This is a genomic window from Streptomyces sp. SAI-127 (assembly GCF_029894425.1).
Classification (GTDB): domain Bacteria; phylum Actinomycetota; class Actinomycetes; order Streptomycetales; family Streptomycetaceae; genus Streptomyces.
This window is the reverse complement of sequence record NZ_JARXYJ010000001.1, coordinates 3,143,788-3,161,794: the sequence shown is the minus strand read 5'-3', so window position 1 is coordinate 3,161,794 and position 18,007 is coordinate 3,143,788. Positions and strand designations below refer to the sequence as shown.

Sequence of the window (18,007 nt, the reverse complement as noted above, 5' to 3'; positions counted from 1 at the left end):
CTCGGGCTGCCAGTACTGCTCTTCGGGGCGTGGAAAGCTGATCACGAGTGGCGAGGGTGTCGGGCACGCTGTTGGGTGTCTGAGGGAATGATTTCCCTCGATGCCGGCCCCAGTGAACTCGCCTGTGAGGGCGGGGTGATGGGTGGCTGGTCGTTGTTTGAGAACTGCACAGTGGACGCGAGCATCTGTGGCCAAGTTTTTAAGGGCGCACGGTGGATGCCTTGGCACCAGGAACCGATGAAGGACGTGGGAGGCCACGATAGTCCCCGGGGAGTCGTCAACCAGGCTTTGATCCGGGGGTTTCCGAATGGGGAAACCCGGCAGTCGTCATGGGCTGTCACCCATACCTGAACACATAGGGTATGTGGAGGGAACGCGGGGAAGTGAAACATCTCAGTACCCGCAGGAAGAGAAAACAACCGTGATTCCGGGAGTAGTGGCGAGCGAAACCGGATGAGGCCAAACCGTATGCGTGTGAGACCCGGCAGGGGTTGCGCATTCGGGGTTGTGGGATCTCTCTTTCACAGTCTGCCGGCTGTGAGACGAGTCAGAAACCGTTGATGTAGGCGAAGGACATGCGAAAGGTCCGGCGTAGAGGGTAAGACCCCCGTAGTCGAAACATCAGCGGCTCGTTTGAGAGACACCCAAGTAGCACGGGGCCCGAGAAATCCCGTGTGAATCTGGCGGGACCACCCGCTAAGCCTAAATATTCCCTGGTGACCGATAGCGGATAGTACCGTGAGGGAATGGTGAAAAGTACCGCGGGAGCGGAGTGAAATAGTACCTGAAACCGTGTGCCTACAAGCCGTGGGAGCGTCGGACATCAAGCTTGCTTGGTGTCTCGTGACTGCGTGCCTTTTGAAGAATGAGCCTGCGAGTTTGCGGTGTGTTGCGAGGTTAACCCGGGTGGGGTAGCCGTAGCGAAAGCGAGTCCTAATAGGGCGTTTGAGTAGCACGCTCAAGACCCGAAGCGGAGTGATCTAGCCATGGGCAGGTTGAAGCGGAGGTAAGACTTCGTGGAGGACCGAACCCACCAGGGTTGAAAACCTGGGGGATGACCTGTGGTTAGGGGTGAAAGGCCAATCAAACTCCGTGATAGCTGGTTCTCCCCGAAATGCATTTAGGTGCAGCGTCGTGTGTTTCTTGCCGGAGGTAGAGCACTGGATAGGCGATGGGCCCTACCGGGTTACTGACCTTAGCCAAACTCCGAATGCCGGTAAGTGAGAGCGCGGCAGTGAGACTGTGGGGGATAAGCTCCATGGTCGAGAGGGAAACAGCCCAGAGCATCGACTAAGGCCCCTAAGCGTACGCTAAGTGGGAAAGGATGTGGAGTCGCAGAGACAACCAGGAGGTTGGCTTAGAAGCAGCCACCCTTGAAAGAGTGCGTAATAGCTCACTGGTCTAGTGATTCCGCGCCGACAATGTAGCGGGGCTCAAGCGTACCGCCGAAGTCGTGTCATTCATGCAATAGGGCCAACGCCCGTATGGATGGGTAGGGGAGCGTCGTGTGCCGGGTGAAGTCGCGCCGGAAGGCAGTGGTGGACGGTTCACGAGTGAGAATGCAGGCATGAGTAGCGATACACACGTGGGAAACGTGTGCGCCGATTGACTAAGGGTTCCTGGGTCAAGCTGATCTGCCCAGGGTAAGTCGGGACCTAAGGCGAGGCCGACAGGCGTAGTCGATGGATAACCGGTTGATATTCCGGTACCCGCTGTGAAGCGTCAAACATCGAACCAGGCGATGCTAAGTCCGTGAAGCCGTTCCGGACCCTTCGGGGAATGGAAAGTGGTGGAGCCGGCGAACCAGACTTGTAGTAGGTGAGTGATGGGGTGACGCAGGAAGGTAGTCCAGCCCGGGCGGTGGTTGTCCCGGGGTAAGGGTGTAGGACGTCAGGTAGGTAAATCCGCCTGGCAATAGTCTGAGACCTGATGCCGAGCCGATTGTGGTGAAGTGGATGATCCTATGCTGTCGAGAAAAGCCTCTAGCGAGTTTCATGGCGGCCCGTACCCTAAACCGACTCAGGTGGTCAGGTAGAGAATACCGAGGCGTTCGGGTGAACTATGGTTAAGGAACTCGGCAAAATGCCCCCGTAACTTCGGGAGAAGGGGGGCCATCACTGGTGAGAGGACTTGCTCCTCGAGCTGGGGGTGGCCGCAGAGACCAGCGAGAAGCGACTGTTTACTAAAAACACAGGTCCGTGCGAAGCCGTAAGGCGATGTATACGGACTGACGCCTGCCCGGTGCTGGAACGTTAAGGGGACCGGTTAGTCACATTTCGGTGTGGCGAAGCTGAGAACTTAAGCGCCAGTAAACGGCGGTGGTAACTATAACCATCCTAAGGTAGCGAAATTCCTTGTCGGGTAAGTTCCGACCTGCACGAATGGCGTAACGACTTCTCGACTGTCTCAACCATAGGCCCGGTGAAATTGCACTACGAGTAAAGATGCTCGTTTCGCGCAGCAGGACGGAAAGACCCCGGGACCTTTACTACAGTTTGATATTGGTGTTCGGTTCGGCTTGTGTAGGATAGCTGGGAGACTTTGAAGCGGCCACGCCAGTGGTTGTGGAGTCGTCGTTGAAATACCAGTCTGGTCGTGCTGGATGTCTAACCTGGGTCCGTGATCCGGATCAGGGACAGTGTCTGATGGGTAGTTTAACTGGGGCGGTTGCCTCCTAAAGAGTAACGGAGGCGCCCAAAGGTTCCCTCAGCCTGGTTGGTAATCAGGTGTTGAGTGTAAGTGCACAAGGGAGCTTGACTGTGAGACCGACGGGTCGAGCAGGGACGAAAGTCGGGACTAGTGATCCGGCGGTGGCTTGTGGAAGCGCCGTCGCTCAACGGATAAAAGGTACCCCGGGGATAACAGGCTGATCTTCCCCAAGAGTCCATATCGACGGGATGGTTTGGCACCTCGATGTCGGCTCGTCGCATCCTGGGGCTGGAGTCGGTCCCAAGGGTTGGGCTGTTCGCCCATTAAAGCGGTACGCGAGCTGGGTTTAGAACGTCGTGAGACAGTTCGGTCCCTATCCGCTGCGCGCGCAGGAATATTGAGAAGGGCTGTCCCTAGTACGAGAGGACCGGGACGGACGAACCTCTGGTGTGCCAGTTGTTCTGCCAAGGGCATGGCTGGTTGGCTACGTTCGGGAGGGATAACCGCTGAAAGCATCTAAGCGGGAAGCCTGCTTCGAGATGAGTATTCCCACCCCCTTTGAGGGGTTAAGGCTCCCAGTAGACGACTGGGTTGATAGGCCGGATCTGGAAGCCCAGTAATGGGTGGAGGTGACCGGTACTAATAGGCCGAGGGCTTGTCCATATTTGCTCGCGTCCACTGTGTTAGTTCTGAGGCAACGACCGTGTTGTGTTTCCGGTCTAACTTCATAGTGTTTCGGTGGTCATAGCGTGAGGGAAACGCCCGGTTACATTCCGAACCCGGAAGCTAAGCCTTACAGCGCCGATGGTACTGCAGGGGGGACCCTGTGGGAGAGTAGGACACCGCCGAACAATTATTCAAAAAGGGTTGGATCCTGAACTTCGGTTCGGGGTCCAACCCTTTTTTGTTGTGCGTCACTTGAAGTTCACGTTGCGCAACCACCATCCGAGGCATGGGTACTGCTGCAATGCTCAGGGCCGCCGGCGTCGGAGTCGGTGACGAGGTCGTCGTACCGGCCTTCGGGAACGTCGAAGTCGCCGAGGCGGTGACACTCGCGGGTGCGCTTCCGGTGTTCGCGGACATACATCCGGTCAGCTACTGCCTTGACGCCTCCGCTGTCGAAGCGGCGGTAACTCCGCGGACGGCGGCCGTCGTTGTCGTACACCGATTCGGGCGACCGGCCGACATGGCGCGACTGCTCGCGCTCGGGCAGCGGCACGGGCTGCTGGTCCTGCAGGAGGGCGAGTCAGAGGCGCCGTACGACGAGGTCGCTCAGCGTCGGGAGCGGGCCTGCTACCTCGATGGGAAGTTGCGCGGGGTGCGCACGCCCGACGGTGGGGACGGACACACGTATCAGCAGTATGTGGTGCGGGTGCCGGGTAACGGGCGGCCGGACCGGGACGCGTTCGCTCGGGCCCTGCGGGGCAAGGGAGTTGACTGCCGGGTGCCGGTGAAGACGCCCGTGCACCGGTTGCCCGAATTCCGGCGTTGTGTGTCGCTGCCGGAGACCGAGCGGGCCGCCGACGAGACGCTTGCGCTGCCGGTGGACGCTTCGCTGACCAAGCGGGACATGCAGCGGGTCGTGGCCGCGTGCAATGCACTTGGGGGACTGCTTCAGCCCGCTTTCTGAGCGAGTTGGGAGCACGGGCCTGCTCGGGGTATGATCTATTCCGTTGCCGCGAGGGAAACCTCGAAAGCGACAGGCCCCCTTAGCTCAGTCGGCAGAGCGTCTCCATGGTAAGGAGAAGGTCAACGGTTCGATTCCGTTAGGGGGCTCCAGCCAAAAGGCCCCGCCCATTCGGGCGGGGCCTTTTTCGTGTCTTTCTCAGTCCGTGTGCAGGCCCGGGACGCGCATCGCCAGGATCGCCATGTCGTCGGACGGGGCGTCGGAGGCGAAGCGCTCGACCGCGCGCATGATGCGGGCCGCGACCGCGCCGGCCGTCAGGCCCGTGCAGGTGGTCAGGACGTCGGCGAGACCGTCGTCGCCCAGCATGCGGGTGCCTTCGCGGCGCTCGGTGACGCCGTCCGTGACGCAGAGGAGGACGTCGCCCGGGTCGAGGGTGACCGTCTGCTCGTAGAGCTCCAGGTCCTCCATGACGCCCAGGAGCGGCTGGGGTTCGGCGGCCGGTTCGACGGTGCCGTCCTGGCGCAGGCGGAGCGGGAGGGGGTGGCCGGCGCAGACGACCTTCAGGCGGGCGCTGCCGTCCGGTTGCGGCCACAGCTCGCCGTAGAGGAGGGTCAGGAAGCGGCTGCGGGCGCCCTCGTCGAGGATCGCGGAGTTCAGGCGTTCCAGGACCGCCGGGCCGCTGAGGCCCTCGCGCGCGAGCAGCCTGAGGGCGTGCCGGGCGAGGCCGGTGACCGCCGCCGCGTTCGGGCCCGTACCGCAGACATCGCCGATGGCGAACCCGTAGGCGCCGTCGCTGATGGGGAAGACGTCGTAGAAGTCGCCACCGACCTCGTTGCCCTCGCCCGCCGCGCGGTAGATGACCTCGACCTCCACGCCGTCGATCTCGGGGAGCTCGGGCGGCAGCAGGCTGCGCTGGAGGGACTGACTGATGGCCGTGCGCTCGGAGTAGAGGCGGGCGTTGTCCAGGGCGAGGGCGGCCCGGCGGGACAAGTCCTCGGCCAGTTCCAGGATTTCCTGGCGGAAGTGTTCGTCCGCGGGCTTGCCGAGGGTCAGCATGCCGATGACGCGGTTGCGGGCGACCAGCGGGAGGACGACGGTCTCGCCGCCCACCGCGGAGGCTGTGGCGAGCGTGGGACCGATTCCGGAGGCGATCTGGTGGGTGGGCCCGCCGCTGAGTCCGAGGCTGCGCATGGAGCTGCGCAGAGCCGCTTGGTGCGCTGCCTCGCCGGGGGCCGACCAGACGCGGGCACCGGGGGTGGGAACCGGGTCCGGGGGCTGGATCTTCGACAGCAACGACTTGATGCCGTCGATGAGTTCCTCGTCCTCGTGGAGGACGTACGACAGATAGGGATCCGAGGCCTGGTCGGCGATCGTGTAGACGGCGCACCAGGTGGCCAGGGTAGGGACGGTCATCTGTGCCATGAGGGCCAGGGTCTGGTCGCGGTCCAGGGTGCCGGCGAGGAGGTCGGAGGCCTCGACGAGGAAGCTCAGGGAGCCGCGGCGCAAGCGTTCGAGTTCGCCCAGGCGGGCCGACTCGACCGCCAACGCGATGCGGTCGGCGGCGAATTGGAGGCGAAGGGCCTCTTCGTTCGAATATCTGCCAGGGCCTTCGGCGGCCACGCCGAGGGAGCCGGTGAGGCGGCCCTCGACCTTCAGCGGGACCGTGACCACCGAGCGCATGCCGGTGCCGTTCAGGAGCGGTACGGCGCCGGGTACGGCCGAGAGGTCGTCGTGGACGGCCGGCATGCGGGCGGAGCCGTAGCGGCCGGGGCCTGCCTCGACGGGTACGCGCGCGAAGCGCTGGCGGGCGGAGGGCAGGCCGGTGGAGGCGCGGACCTCCAGCTCGGTCTCGTCGTCGGTCGCGAGGAGCAGGAAGGCGGAGTCGCCGTCGAGCATGTCGCGCGCGCGTTCGACAGTGCGCTGAAGGAGGCCGTCGAGGTCGTCCGGGGCCGGGGAGCCGATGAACACCTCGAAGGGGTCGGTGCTCTGGCCGTCGACGGAGGTGTTCGTGTCGGAGGCGGGCACGCGCAACGGGGTCTGCAGGACGGCGCGCTCGTGGTCGCGCACCAGGAGGCAGACCGTGGACGGCTCGCCGCCGGTGTCGCGGACGCGCAGGTGGGAGGCGTAGACAGAAGTGACGCGACCGTTGGCCGCCCTGATGCCGTAACTGCCCTCCCAGCGCGAGAGTTGGAGGGCCTCGGCGATTCCGGTGCCGGTGCCGGGGGTGTGCGGCCAGGCCGCGAGGTCGGTCAGGGGCTTGCCGATGACCTGTTCGGCGGCATAACCGAAGAGTTCCTCGGCGTCTTCGTTCCACGAGCTGATGGCGCACGCGCGGTCGATCTGGACGACGGCCACGCGGACGCGGCCGTCCGCCAGCGGGAGGAGGTCCGCGGGCAGGGACGGGCCCGCCGTGCGGGTGCCCACCGTGCGTTCGGGCAGATCGAGCCGGAACCAGACCTGCTTGTGAGTGGGGGTGTACTCGACGCCCCACCGGCTGGCCAGCGCGGCGCAGAGCTGGAGGCCGCGGCCGCCCTCGCGGTCGAGGTTGCCCATGTTGACGGCCTGACCCTGGAGGGGGATCTCGCGCTCGGGGTAGCGGTCACCCACCTCGATCCGGACACCGTCGTCACTGCGCAGGCACAGAACATCCGCGGAGGTGCCCGCGTGCACCACGGCATTGGTGACGAGTTCGCTGGTGAGGACCACCGCGTCGTCGACGATGTCGGCGAAGCCCCATCCCTGGAGGGTGTCGCGTACGAAGGAGCGGGCGGTCGCTACCGATCGACCGACAGGCTCGAAGCTGGCGGCCGCGCGCGCGGTGATCACAGAACTCCTCGGCCGGTTGTCGACGTGCAGGGCTGCCTGGCCGACCGGCTCGTGCCGCTGCTGCGGCAGCCCGTCCGTCGGCCGGGGGTCCGGGGTCTGTCCCCCGGGGACCAGTCCGGTGGTCATGTGTGCGGCCGCCCTCCGATGCCCGCTCGTGCTCGTGCCACCGTCCAGGCCGGACGGACCGGCTTGGCTGGACAGCCGCATGCAAGGTTACTTACCTTCGACGGCCATGCGGATGCCGGTCTGCAGTGTTTCCGTCCGGAGGGTGTGCGGACGATGTGCGAAGCTGCCGAACTGTTATGGCCGGGTTCAACCAGGGTGAAACACTGGGCAGGCTCCTGAAGAAGGTTCGGGCAGGCCGAGTGGCGTGCGTGTACGGCGGGCAGCAGCCCGTGGTGCGGCTTTGTATGCCCGACGGAAATAACGCTGTAGTAAGCAGAAGGACGCGGCAGCCACCGGTGCGCCGCGCAGCAGCACCTGAGCACAGCAGTAACGGTCGACCCCTGCGGGAGGGACACAGTGGAGTCTGGCGCAGCGACGCGGGGCACTAAGACGCGCGCGAAAGGCGGACAGTCCCCGAGCAACCAGCGCAAACCGCGCAATGGGACCACCGCGGTGGACACGGCTGCCCTGAACCGGCTGCTGGCGGCACTGGTCTCGATGCGGGACGGAAACTTCCGCAAGCGGCTCACGGTGTCCGGCGACGGTGTGATGTCGGAGATCGCGGCGGTCTTCAACGAGGTGGCCGACCGCAATCTCCATCTGACAGGTGAGCTGTCACGGGTGCGGCGCATGGTGGGCCGTGAGGGCAAGCTCACGGAAAGGCTGGAAACAGGCGCTTGTGAGGGCTCCTGGGCGTCAGCCATCGATGCCTCCAACGCGCTCGTGGACGATCTCGTACGGCCCGTCTCCGAGGTCGGCCGGGTGCTCTCCGCGGTGGCGGAGGGTGATCTTTCACCCCGTATGGAACTCAGGACACAGGCGCCGGACGGCACGGGGCATCCGCTGCGCGGGGAGTTCCTGAAGGTCGGGCGGACTGTAAACAACCTTGTCGATCAGTTGTCGACGTTCACCGACGAGGTCACGCGGGTGGCCAGCGAGGTCGGTACCGAGGGCAAGCTCGGCGGGCAGGCACGCGTGCGGGGCATGTCGGGTTCGTGGAAGGACCTGACCGAGTCCGTCAACACGATGGCGTACCGGCTGACGGCCCAGGTGCGGGACATCGCGCTGGTGACCACGGCGGTCGCCAAGGGTGACCTGTCCCGGAAGGTCACCGTTCACGTGGCCGGCGAGATGCTGGAGCTGAAGAACACCGTCAACACGATGGTGGACCAGCTCTCCTCCTTCTCCTCCGAGGTGACCCGCGTCGCACGCGAGGTGGGCGTCGAGGGCGAGCTCGGCGGCCAGGCGCAGGTGCCGGGTGTGGCCGGGGTGTGGAAGGACCTCACCGATTCGGTGAACCTCATGGCCGGCAATCTGACGGCCCAGGTGCGCGGGATCGCCCAGGTGACGACGGCGGTCGCCAGCGGTGATCTGTCGCAGAAGGTGACGGTCTCCGCACGCGGTGAGGTCGCGCAGCTGGCCGACACGATCAACCAGATGACCGAGACGCTGCGGATCTTCGCGGACGAGGTCACCCGCGTGGCCAACGAGGTCGGTGCCGAGGGACAACTCGGCGGGCAGGCGAACGTGCCGGGTGCGGCGGGAACGTGGAAGGACCTCACCGATTCGGTGAACACGGTCTTCCGGAACCTCACCACGCAGGTGCGGGACATCGCCGCGGTGACGACGGCGGTGGCCAACGGTGACCTGTCGCAGAAGGTCACCGTCGACGTGGCCGGCGAGATGCTGGAGCTCAAGAACACCGTCAACGGGATGGTGGACCAGCTGTCGGCGTTCGGTGCCGAGGTCACGCGCGTGGCGCGCGAGATCGGTGTCGAGGGTGAGCTGGGCGGCCAGGCGCAGGTGCCCGGAGCCGCCGGTACCTGGAAGGACCTCACCGACTCCGTCAACACGGCGTTCAGGAACCTCACCGGACAGGTGAGGAACATTGCCCAGGTGACGACGGCCGTGGCCAATGGTGACCTGTCGCAGAAGGTCACCGTGGACGTCTCCGGCGAGATGCTCCAGCTGAAGAACACCGTGAACACGATGGTGGACCAGCTGTCGGCCTTCGCCGACCAGGTGACGCGGATGGCCCGGGACGTGGGCACCGAGGGCCGGCTGGGTGGCCAGGCCGTCGTGCCGGGTGTGTCCGGTACGTGGAAGGAGCTCACCGACTCCGTCAACTTCATGGGCGGCAACCTCACCTCTCAGGTGCGGCAGATCGCCCAGGTGACGACCGCGGTGGCCCGGGGTGACCTGTCGCAGAAGATCGACGTGGATGCGCGCGGCGAGATCCTGGAGCTGAAGAACACCATCAACACGATGGTCGACCAGCTCTCCGCCTTCGCCGACCAGGTGACCCGCGTGGCCCGTGAGGTGGGCACCGAAGGACGCCTCGGCGGCCAGGCGCAGGTACCCGGCGTCGCCGGTGTGTGGCGCGACCTCACCGACTCCGTGAACGGAATGGCAGGAAACCTTACTGCCCAGGTGCGCAACATCGCCCAGGTGGCCACCGCGGTGGCCCGGGGTGACCTGTCGCAGAAGATCGACGTGGATGCGCGCGGCGAGATCCTGGAGCTGAAGAACACCCTCAACACGATGGTGGACCAGCTCTCCAGCTTCGCCGACCAGGTGACGCGGGTGGCCCGTGAGGTCGGCACCGAGGGCATCCTCGGCGGCCAGGCCGAGGTACAGGGTGTCTCCGGCACCTGGAAGGACCTCACGCAGTCCGTGAACTTCATGGCGAACAACCTGACGATCCAGGTGCGCAACATCGCCGAGGTCACCACCGCGGTCGCCAAGGGCGACCTCTCGAAGAAGATCACCGTCGACGCCAAGGGCGAGATCCTCGAGCTCGTCACCACCGTCAACACGATGGTCGACCAGCTGTCGTCCTTCGCCGAGCAGGTGACCCGGGTGGCCCGTGAGGTGGGCACCGAGGGCCAGCTGGGCGGTCAGGCGCGGGTTCCGGGTGTCACGGGCATCTGGAAGGACCTCAGCGACAACGTGAACCTGATGGCCAACAACCTGACCATGCAGGTGCGCAACATCTCCCAGGTCGCGAACGCGGTCGCCAACGGTGACCTCACGCGGACGGTGACGATCGAGGCGCGCGGCGAGGTCGCGCAGCTCGCCGACACCTTCAACACCATGGTGAAGACGCTGAGTTCGTTCGCCGACCAGGTCACCAAGGTGGCTCGCGAGGTGGGCACGGACGGCATCCTGGGCGGCCAGGCGCGGGTGCCCGGTGTGGCCGGCACCTGGAAGGACCTCACCGAGTCCGTGAACCAGATGGCGTCCAACCTGACCGGTCAGGTGCGGAACATCGCCATGGTGACCACGGCCATCGCCAAGGGCGACCTGACGAAGAAGATCGACATCGACGCCCGCGGTGAGATCCTCGAACTCAAGACGACGATCAACACGATGGTCGACCAGCTGTCCTCCTTCGCCGAGGAGGTCACCCGAGTCGCCCGCGAGGTGGGTACCGAGGGGCAGCTCGGCGGGCAGGCGCGCGTGCGTGACGTCGACGGCACCTGGCGCGACCTGACCGAGTCCGTGAATGAAATGGCAGGAAACCTTACTCGGCAGGTGCGAGCCATCGCGCGCGTGGCGACCGCGGTGACCCGGGGCGACCTGAACCTGAAGATCGACGTGGACGCGTCCGGCGAGATCCAGGAGCTCCAGGACTACATCAACAAGATGATCGCCAACCTGCGCGACACCACGATCGCCAACAAGGAGCAGGACTGGCTCAAGGGCAACCTGGCCCGGATCTCGGCGCTCATGCAGGGCCGCCGGGACCTGGAGGACGTGGCCTCGCTGATCATGAGCGAGCTGACGCCGGTGGTGACGGCGCAGCACGGCGCGTTCTTCGTCGCGATGCCGCTCCTGGACGGCAAGGACATGAGCGCCGAGGCCGAGGACCAGTACGAGCTGCGGATGCTCGGGTCGTACGGCTACTCGATGGGCTCGATGCCGACGTCGTTCCGGCCGGGTGAGGCGCTCATCGGGACGGCCGCCGAGGAGAAGCGCACGATCCTGGTGGAGAACGCGCCCAGCGGCTACCTGAAGATCTCCTCCGGTCTCGGAGAGGCGCCGCCCGCGCAAGTGATCGTCCTCCCGGTGCTGTTCGAGGGCAAGGTGCTCGGTGTCATCGAGCTGGCCTCCTTCACACCCTTTACGCAGATCCAGAAGGACTTCCTCAACCAGATCGCCGAGATGATCGCGACCAGCGTCAACACCATCTCCGTCAACACCAAGACGGAGGTACTGCTGAAGCAGTCGCAGGAGCTGACCGAACAACTCAGGGAGCGGTCGGCCGAGTTGGAGAACCGGCAGAAGGCCCTCCAGGCGTCCAACGCCGAACTGGAGGAGAAGGCCGAGCTGCTGGCCCAGCAGAACCGCGACATCGAGGTCAAGAACACCGAGATCGAGGAGGCGCGCCAGGTCCTGGAGGAGCGTGCCGAGCAGCTCGCCGTATCCATGCGGTACAAGAGCGAGTTCCTGGCCAACATGTCGCACGAGCTGCGTACACCGCTCAACTCGCTGCTGATCCTCGCCAAACTGCTCGCCGACAACGCGGACTCCAACCTCACCCCGAAGCAGGTCGAGTTCGCCGAGACCATTCATGGGGCCGGCTCGGACCTGCTGCAGCTGATCAACGACATCCTCGACCTGTCGAAGGTCGAGGCGGGCAAGATGGACGTCTCCCCGACGCGCATCGCGCTCGTGCAGCTCGTGGACTACGTGGAGGCCACCTTCCGGCCGCTGACCGCGGAGAAGGGCCTGGACCTGTCCGTACGGGTCTCGCCCGAGCTGCCCGCCACGCTGCACACCGATGAACAGAGGCTGCTCCAGGTATTGCGCAACCTGCTGTCCAACGCGGTGAAGTTCACCGACTCCGGGGCCGTCGAGCTGGTCATCCGGCCCGCCGGGCGGGACGTACCGGTGGCGATCCGGGAGCAACTGCTCGAGGCCGGTTCGCTGCGCGATCCGGGCGCCGACCTGATCGCGTTCTCGGTGACCGACACCGGGATCGGCATCGCGGCCAGCAAGATGCGGGTGATTTTCGAGGCCTTCAAGCAGGCCGACGGCACGACCAGCCGCAAGTACGGCGGCACCGGCCTCGGGCTGTCGATCTCGCGGGAGATCGCGCAATTGCTCGGCGGAGAGATTTACGCGCAGAGCGAGCCAGGTCGCGGATCGACGTTCACGCTGTATTTGCCGCTGCACCCCAGCGAACTGCCGCCGCAGGGCTACCAGCAGTCCATGCCCGCCCTGGAGGCCGGTGATCTGGTGGCGTCCACGTCGGAGCACGGGCGGACCGGGGTCGAGGTCGAGATGCCGGCCGAGGTGAAGTCGTACCAGGAGACACAGAACGGTGCCGCGGCGCTCTTCCGGCGCCGTCGCAGGACCGCGCCCGCACTCGAACAGCGGATCGGACAGCCGGACCAGTGGTCGGCGGTGGAGCACCAGGCCGCGCCGCAGCCACGCCGGGGCATCCGGTTCGGCGGGGAGAAGGTGCTGATCGTCGACGACGACATCCGCAACGTCTTCGCGCTCACCAGCGTCCTCGAGCAGCACGGACTGTCCGTGCTCTACGCGGAGAACGGCCGTGAGGGCATCGAGGTGCTGGAGCAGCACGAGGACGTGGCGGTCGTCCTGATGGACATCATGATGCCCGAGATGGACGGGTATGCGACGACGAATGCGATCCGCAGGATGCCGCAGTTCGCCGGGCTCCCGATCATCGCGCTGACCGCCAAGGCGATGAAGGGCGATCGCGAGAAGGCGATCGAGTCGGGCGCCTCCGACTACGTGACCAAGCCGGTCGATCCCGATCATCTGCTGTCGGTGATGGACCAGTGGATGCGGGGGGAGTGATGAGAATCAGCGAAGTTCACGCGGAGTTGCTGACTCAGTGTGCCCGACGCCGTGTAGAAGTACGGGATTCGGGGAACCTTCTGGTCTCCCGCTACGTTTCTGCTACGTGCACAGTGACATCACGGTGACAGGGTGTGGCGACAGACAGGGTGCGGCTACGATGACCGGCACAAGGACGGGCGGCGAAAGGGAGTCGTCCCCAGCGGCGGCGCCCGGTGCACATCCGGGGCGAGGAGGGCGGGCCATGGTGCAGAAGGCCAAGATCCTCCTGGTCGATGACCGGCCGGAGAATCTGCTCGCGCTGGAGGCCATCCTCTCCGCGCTCGATCAGACACTGGTGCGGGCATCGTCCGGGGAGGAAGCACTCAAGGCACTGCTCACGGACGACTTCGCGGTGATTCTGCTGGACGTCCAGATGCCTGGGATGGACGGTTTCGAGACCGCGGCGCACATCAAACGGCGGGAGCGGACCCGGGACATCCCGATCATCTTCCTCACCGCGATCAACCACGGTCCGCACCACACCTTCCGGGGATACGCGGCCGGGGCGGTGGACTACATCTCCAAGCCGTTCGACCCGTGGGTGCTGCGTGCGAAGGTCTCGGTCTTCGTCGAGCTCTACATGAAGAACTGCCAGCTGCGGGAGCAGGCGGCGCTGCTGCGGCTCCAGTTGGAGGGCGGCGGAGGCAAGGCGGCGGCAGGGGACGCGAAGGAGCCGGCGGGTCTGCTCGCCGAGCTGTCCGCGCGTCTGGCCGCCGTCGAGGAGCAGGCCGAGGCGCTCTCCAAGCAGCTGGACGACGAGTCCGCGGACGCGGCCGCGGTGGCCACCGCGGCCCATCTCGAACGCAAACTCACGGGGTTGCGGCGGGCGCTGGACGCGCTGGAGCCGGGCACCGGAACTTCGCCTTCGGTGTCTTCGCAGAACTGACGCTCGCCGACGGACCCCTTGAGCCCGCGTCAGTTCGACACCTCCTCAGAAGCGACACGAACGGGTGAAGCAGTGGGCACACGTGTCCGCGGTCGTCTCCACCGGTAACCTCGCACCTATGGCCTCACGTCCCTCCGCAGCCAAGAAGCAGCCGTCCAAGAAGGCTGCCGCTCCCGCGAAGGGTCCTGCGAGGAAGGCCCCGGCGAAGAAAGCACCGGCCAAGAAGGCGCCCGCCAAGAAGGCCGCGGCGAAGAAGGCCGCGCCGCCGAAGCCGGCGCCCAGCCCGACCGGGGGCGTCTACCGTCTCGTCCGGGCCGTCTGGCTCGGCCTGGCCCATGCCGTGGGCGCCGTGTTCCGCGGCATAGGGCAAGGCGCCAAGAACCTCGACCCGGCGCATCGGAAGGACGGCGTGGCGCTCCTGCTGCTCGGCCTCGGCCTGATCGTCGCCGCCGGTACCTGGTCGAACCTGCGCGGCCCGGTGGGCGACCTCGTCGAGATCATCGTGACCGGCGCCTTCGGCCGGCTCGACCTGCTCGTGCCGATACTGCTCGCGGTCATCGCCGTGCGGTTCATCCGGCACCCCGAGAAGCCCGAGGCCAACGGCCGCATCGTGATCGGCCTGTCGGCGCTCCTCATCGGCGTGCTCGGGCAGGTCCACATCGCGTGCGGCGCACCCGCCCGCAGCGACGGCATGCAGGCGATAAGGGATGCCGGAGGCCTCATCGGCTGGGGAGCGGCGACCCCGCTGACGTACACGATGGGCGAGGTTCTCGCCGTACCGCTGCTCGTGCTGCTGACGGTCTTCGGGCTGCTCGTCGTCACGGCCACCCCGGTCAACGCCATCCCGCGGCGGCTGCGGGAGCTCGGTGTGCGGCTCGGGATCCTCCCCGACCCGGAGGAGGACGAGCTCGGCGAGGACGACGAGCGCTACGACGAGCAGTGGCGCGAGGCACTGCCCGCGCGCGGTCGCAGGCGTGGTCCCGCGCCCGAGTCGTACGATCCCGACGGAGCGGAGCAGGAGGCCCTCTCACAGCGTCGTGGGCGTCCCAGGCGCTCCGCGGTACCGCAGCCCGCGATGGACCGGCGGATGGACGCCGTGGACATCGCCGCGGCCGCCGCCGCGGATCTGGACGGCGTCGTCATGCACGGCCTGCCGCCCTCGGCGCTGGTCGCCGACCTCACCCAGGGCGTCAGCGTGGGCGACCGGGTGGAGACGACCCCGGTGCCCACCCCCGTCCCGGCCGCGCGGCCCAAGCAGGACGCGCGACCGAAGCAGGAGAAGCTCAAGGTCGAGGTCGCCGACCTCACCAAGCCCGCTCCCGAGGCCCCCGGCGAACTGCCCCCGCGCGCGGAGCAGCTCCAGCTGTCCGGGGACATCACCTATGCGCTGCCCTCGCTCGACCTCCTGGAGCGCGGCGGCCCCGGAAAGGCGCGCAGCGCCGCCAACGACGCCATAGTCGCCTCGCTGACGACCGTCTTCACGGAGTTCAAGGTCGACGCCGCCGTCACCGGCTTCACGCGCGGGCCGACGGTCACGCGCTACGAGGTCGAGCTCGGCCCCGCGGTGAAGGTCGAGCGGATCACTGCGCTGGCCAAGAACATCGCGTACGCCGTCGCCAGCCCGGATGTGCGGATCATCAGTCCGATTCCCGGCAAGTCGGCGGTCGGCATCGAGATCCCGAACACCGACCGCGAGATGGTCAACCTCGGTGACGTGCTGCGGCTCGCGGCGGCGGCCGAGGACGAGCACCCCATGCTGGTCGCGCTCGGCAAGGACGTCGAGGGCGGCTATGTGATGGCCAACCTGGCGAAGATGCCGCACGTGCTGGTCGCCGGAGCCACCGGTTCCGGTAAGTCCTCGTGCATTAACTGCTTGATCACTTCCATCATGGTCCGCGCGACCCCCGAGGACGTGCGCATGGTCCTCGTCGACCCCAAGCGCGTGGAGCTGACGGCCTACGAGGGCATCCCGCACCTGATCACGCCGATCATCACCAACCCGAAGCGGGCAGCCGAGGCGCTGCAGTGGGTCGTACGGGAGATGGACCTCCGCTACGACGACCTTGCGGCGTACGGCTTCCGGCACATCGACGACTTCAACGAGGCCATCAGGAACGGCAAGGTCAAGCTGCCCGAGGGCAGTGAGCGCGAGCTCCAGCCCTATCCGTATCTGCTGGTGATCGTCGACGAGCTCGCCGACCTGATGATGGTCGCCCCGCGGGACGTCGAGGACGCGATCGTGCGGATCACGCAGCTCGCGCGCGCGGCCGGCATCCACCTGGTGCTCGCCACGCAGCGGCCGTCGGTGGACGTCGTCACCGGTCTGATCAAGGCGAACGTGCCCTCACGGCTTGCGTTCGCCACCTCATCGCTCGCCGACTCGCGGGTCATCCTCGACCAGCCCGGCGCCGAGAAGCTGATCGGCAAGGGTGACGGGCTCTTCCTGCCGATGGGGGCCAACAAACCCACCCGTATGCAGGGCGCCTTCGTGACCGAGGACGAGGTCGCGGCGATCGTCCAGCACTGCAAGGACCAGATGGCGCCGGTCTTCCGGGACGACGTCGTCGTGGGCACCAAGCAGAAGAAGGAGATCGACGAGGAGATCGGCGACGACCTCGACCTGCTGTGCCAGGCGGCCGAGCTGGTCGTCTCCACGCAGTTCGGGTCGACCTCCATGCTCCAGCGCAAGCTGCGGGTCGGGTTCGCGAAAGCGGGGCGTCTGATGGACCTCATGGAGTCCCGGGGCATCGTCGGGCCGAGCGAGGGATCCAAGGCTCGTGACGTTCTTGTGAAGGCTGACGAGCTGGACGGAGTGCTCGCGGTGATCCGCGGGGAGGCTTAAGGGGAGCCCCGGAGCGGGTGCGGCCACCGATGTTCGATCGTGACTCACCCGTAAGGGATCATTGAGCAACCGTTTCCCTTCGGCGTACGTCAAGTTGAGGGAAGCGAAAAGCTGCTGCTCCACCATCGGCGTGTCCGGCCATTCCGATGGCGTACAAAGTCCCACCGCCCGGTTGCCCCACCCTTTCGCACCCCCCCTAGACTGAACCTCCAGCACAGGTGGCTTAAACGCTCGAAAGGCGCCCCCGTGTCCATCGGCAACTCCCCTGAAGACGAGCGTCCGTTCGAAGACGACCGACAGGAAGACCGCCTCTCCGTCGGCCACGCCCTGAAACAGGCGCGGATCGCGGCTGGGTTGACCGTCGACGACGTCAGCAACGCCACCAGGGTCCGCATCGCCATCGTGCATGCCATCGAGGCGGACGATTTCGCCCCCTGCGGGGGCGATGTGTACGCCCGGGGCCACATCCGGACCCTGGCCAAGGCCGTCCACCTGGATCCGGCCCCCCTGCTGGACCAGTTCGCCGCCGATCACGGCGGTGGGCGTCCGGCCCCGACCCCGGCCGCTCCGCTGTTCGAGGCGGAACGCATCCGTCCCGAGCGCCGCGGGCCCAACTGGACCGCGGCCATGGTCGCCGCGATCGTCGCCGTGGTCGGCTTCGTCGGGTTCACCGCCTTCACGGGCGGCGACGACGGCGGGACGACACAGGTCGCCGACGGCACCACGCCCGCCACCAGCAAGTCTCCGACGCCCAAGTCCGACAAGACCACCAAGGACCCGAAGCCGACGCCCACGCCGACCGACAGCGCCATCGCGGCGGCACCTCAGGACAAGGTGACCGTGCAGGTCAGCGCTGCCGACGGAAAGAGCTGGATCCTCGCCAAGGACCACAACGGCCGGACCCTCTTCGACGGCCTGCTCACGCAGGGCGACACCAAGACCTTCCAGGACAGCGACAAGATCAACCTCGTCCTCGGTGACGCCGGGGCGATCCAGCTGTACGTGAACGGCAAGAAGATCGACGACGACTGGCAGCCCGGGGCCGTGGAGCGCCTGACGTACACGAAGGGCGACCCGCAGGTCGGATAGGGATCCGTTCGCTTTGCCGTCACGGGGTTGGCCAAGATCGGCCAACCCCGTC

The 18,007-nt window shown here is 66.2% G+C and carries 6 protein-coding genes, 1 tRNA gene and 2 rRNA genes; 8 read left to right on the top strand and 1 reads right to left on the bottom strand.

The features are described from left to right. The first annotated feature begins 189 nt into the window (after positions 1-189). From M2157_RS14295 to M2157_RS14280, 4 genes are all read left to right on the top strand, one after another. A 23S ribosomal RNA gene (locus M2157_RS14295) occupies positions 190-3,312 on the top strand. Positions 3,313-3,383: 71 nt separating this feature from the next. Next, positions 3,384-3,500, top strand: a 5S ribosomal RNA gene (gene rrf / locus M2157_RS14290). A 116-nt stretch (positions 3,501-3,616) separates the two neighbouring features. Continuing rightward, positions 3,617-4,279: a DegT/DnrJ/EryC1/StrS family aminotransferase gene (locus tag M2157_RS14285; RefSeq protein WP_280868201.1), complete on the top strand. Its 663-nt coding sequence runs from the start codon at positions 3,617-3,619 to the stop codon at positions 4,277-4,279. Positions 4,280-4,352: 73 nt separating this feature from the next. After that, positions 4,353-4,428, top strand: a tRNA-Thr gene (locus M2157_RS14280). Positions 4,429-4,474: 46 nt separating this feature from the next. On the opposite strand, the gene M2157_RS14275 is transcribed toward M2157_RS14280, so the two are convergent. Further along, complete coding sequence (locus tag M2157_RS14275) at positions 4,475-7,228, bottom strand: SpoIIE family protein phosphatase (protein ID WP_280862247.1); 2,754 nt, start codon at positions 7,226-7,228, stop codon at positions 4,475-4,477. 396 nt (positions 7,229-7,624) lie between these two features. Here M2157_RS14275 and M2157_RS14270 point away from each other — a divergent pair, with 396 nt between their 5' ends. The 4 genes from M2157_RS14270 to M2157_RS14255 all read left to right on the top strand — a co-directional run bounded on the left by M2157_RS14270 (position 7,625) and on the right by M2157_RS14255 (position 17,955). After that, positions 7,625-13,096, top strand: a complete 5,472-nt coding sequence (locus M2157_RS14270) for a HAMP domain-containing protein (RefSeq protein WP_280862246.1) — start codon at positions 7,625-7,627, stop codon at positions 13,094-13,096. Positions 13,097-13,340: 244 nt separating this feature from the next. Beyond that, positions 13,341-14,024: a response regulator gene (locus M2157_RS14265; protein WP_030326935.1), complete on the top strand. Its 684-nt coding sequence runs from the start codon at positions 13,341-13,343 to the stop codon at positions 14,022-14,024. A gap of 118 nt (positions 14,025-14,142) precedes the next feature. Then, the gene (locus tag M2157_RS14260) at positions 14,143-16,866 is read left to right on the top strand and encodes a DNA translocase FtsK (protein ID WP_280862245.1); all 2,724 of its coding nucleotides are present in this window, start codon (positions 14,143-14,145) and stop codon (positions 16,864-16,866) included. Positions 16,867-17,112: 246 nt separating this feature from the next. Further along, positions 17,113-17,955: a helix-turn-helix domain-containing protein gene (locus M2157_RS14255; RefSeq protein ID WP_280862244.1), complete on the top strand. Its 843-nt coding sequence runs from the start codon at positions 17,113-17,115 to the stop codon at positions 17,953-17,955. Positions 17,956-18,007 lie beyond the last annotated feature (52 nt).

What these genes read in the sequence shown, in the direction of transcription:
- M2157_RS14275 (WP_280862247.1), bottom strand. Translation starts at nt 7,228, where the DNA reads ATGACCACCGGACTGGTCCCCGGGGGACAGACCCCGGACCCCCGGCCG.
- M2157_RS14285 (WP_280868201.1), top strand. Translation starts at nt 3,617, where the DNA reads ATGCTCAGGGCCGCCGGCGTCGGAGTCGGTGACGAGGTCGTCGTACCG.
- M2157_RS14260 (WP_280862245.1), top strand. Translation starts at nt 14,143, where the DNA reads ATGGCCTCACGTCCCTCCGCAGCCAAGAAGCAGCCGTCCAAGAAGGCT.
- M2157_RS14265 (WP_030326935.1), top strand. Translation starts at nt 13,341, where the DNA reads ATGGTGCAGAAGGCCAAGATCCTCCTGGTCGATGACCGGCCGGAGAAT.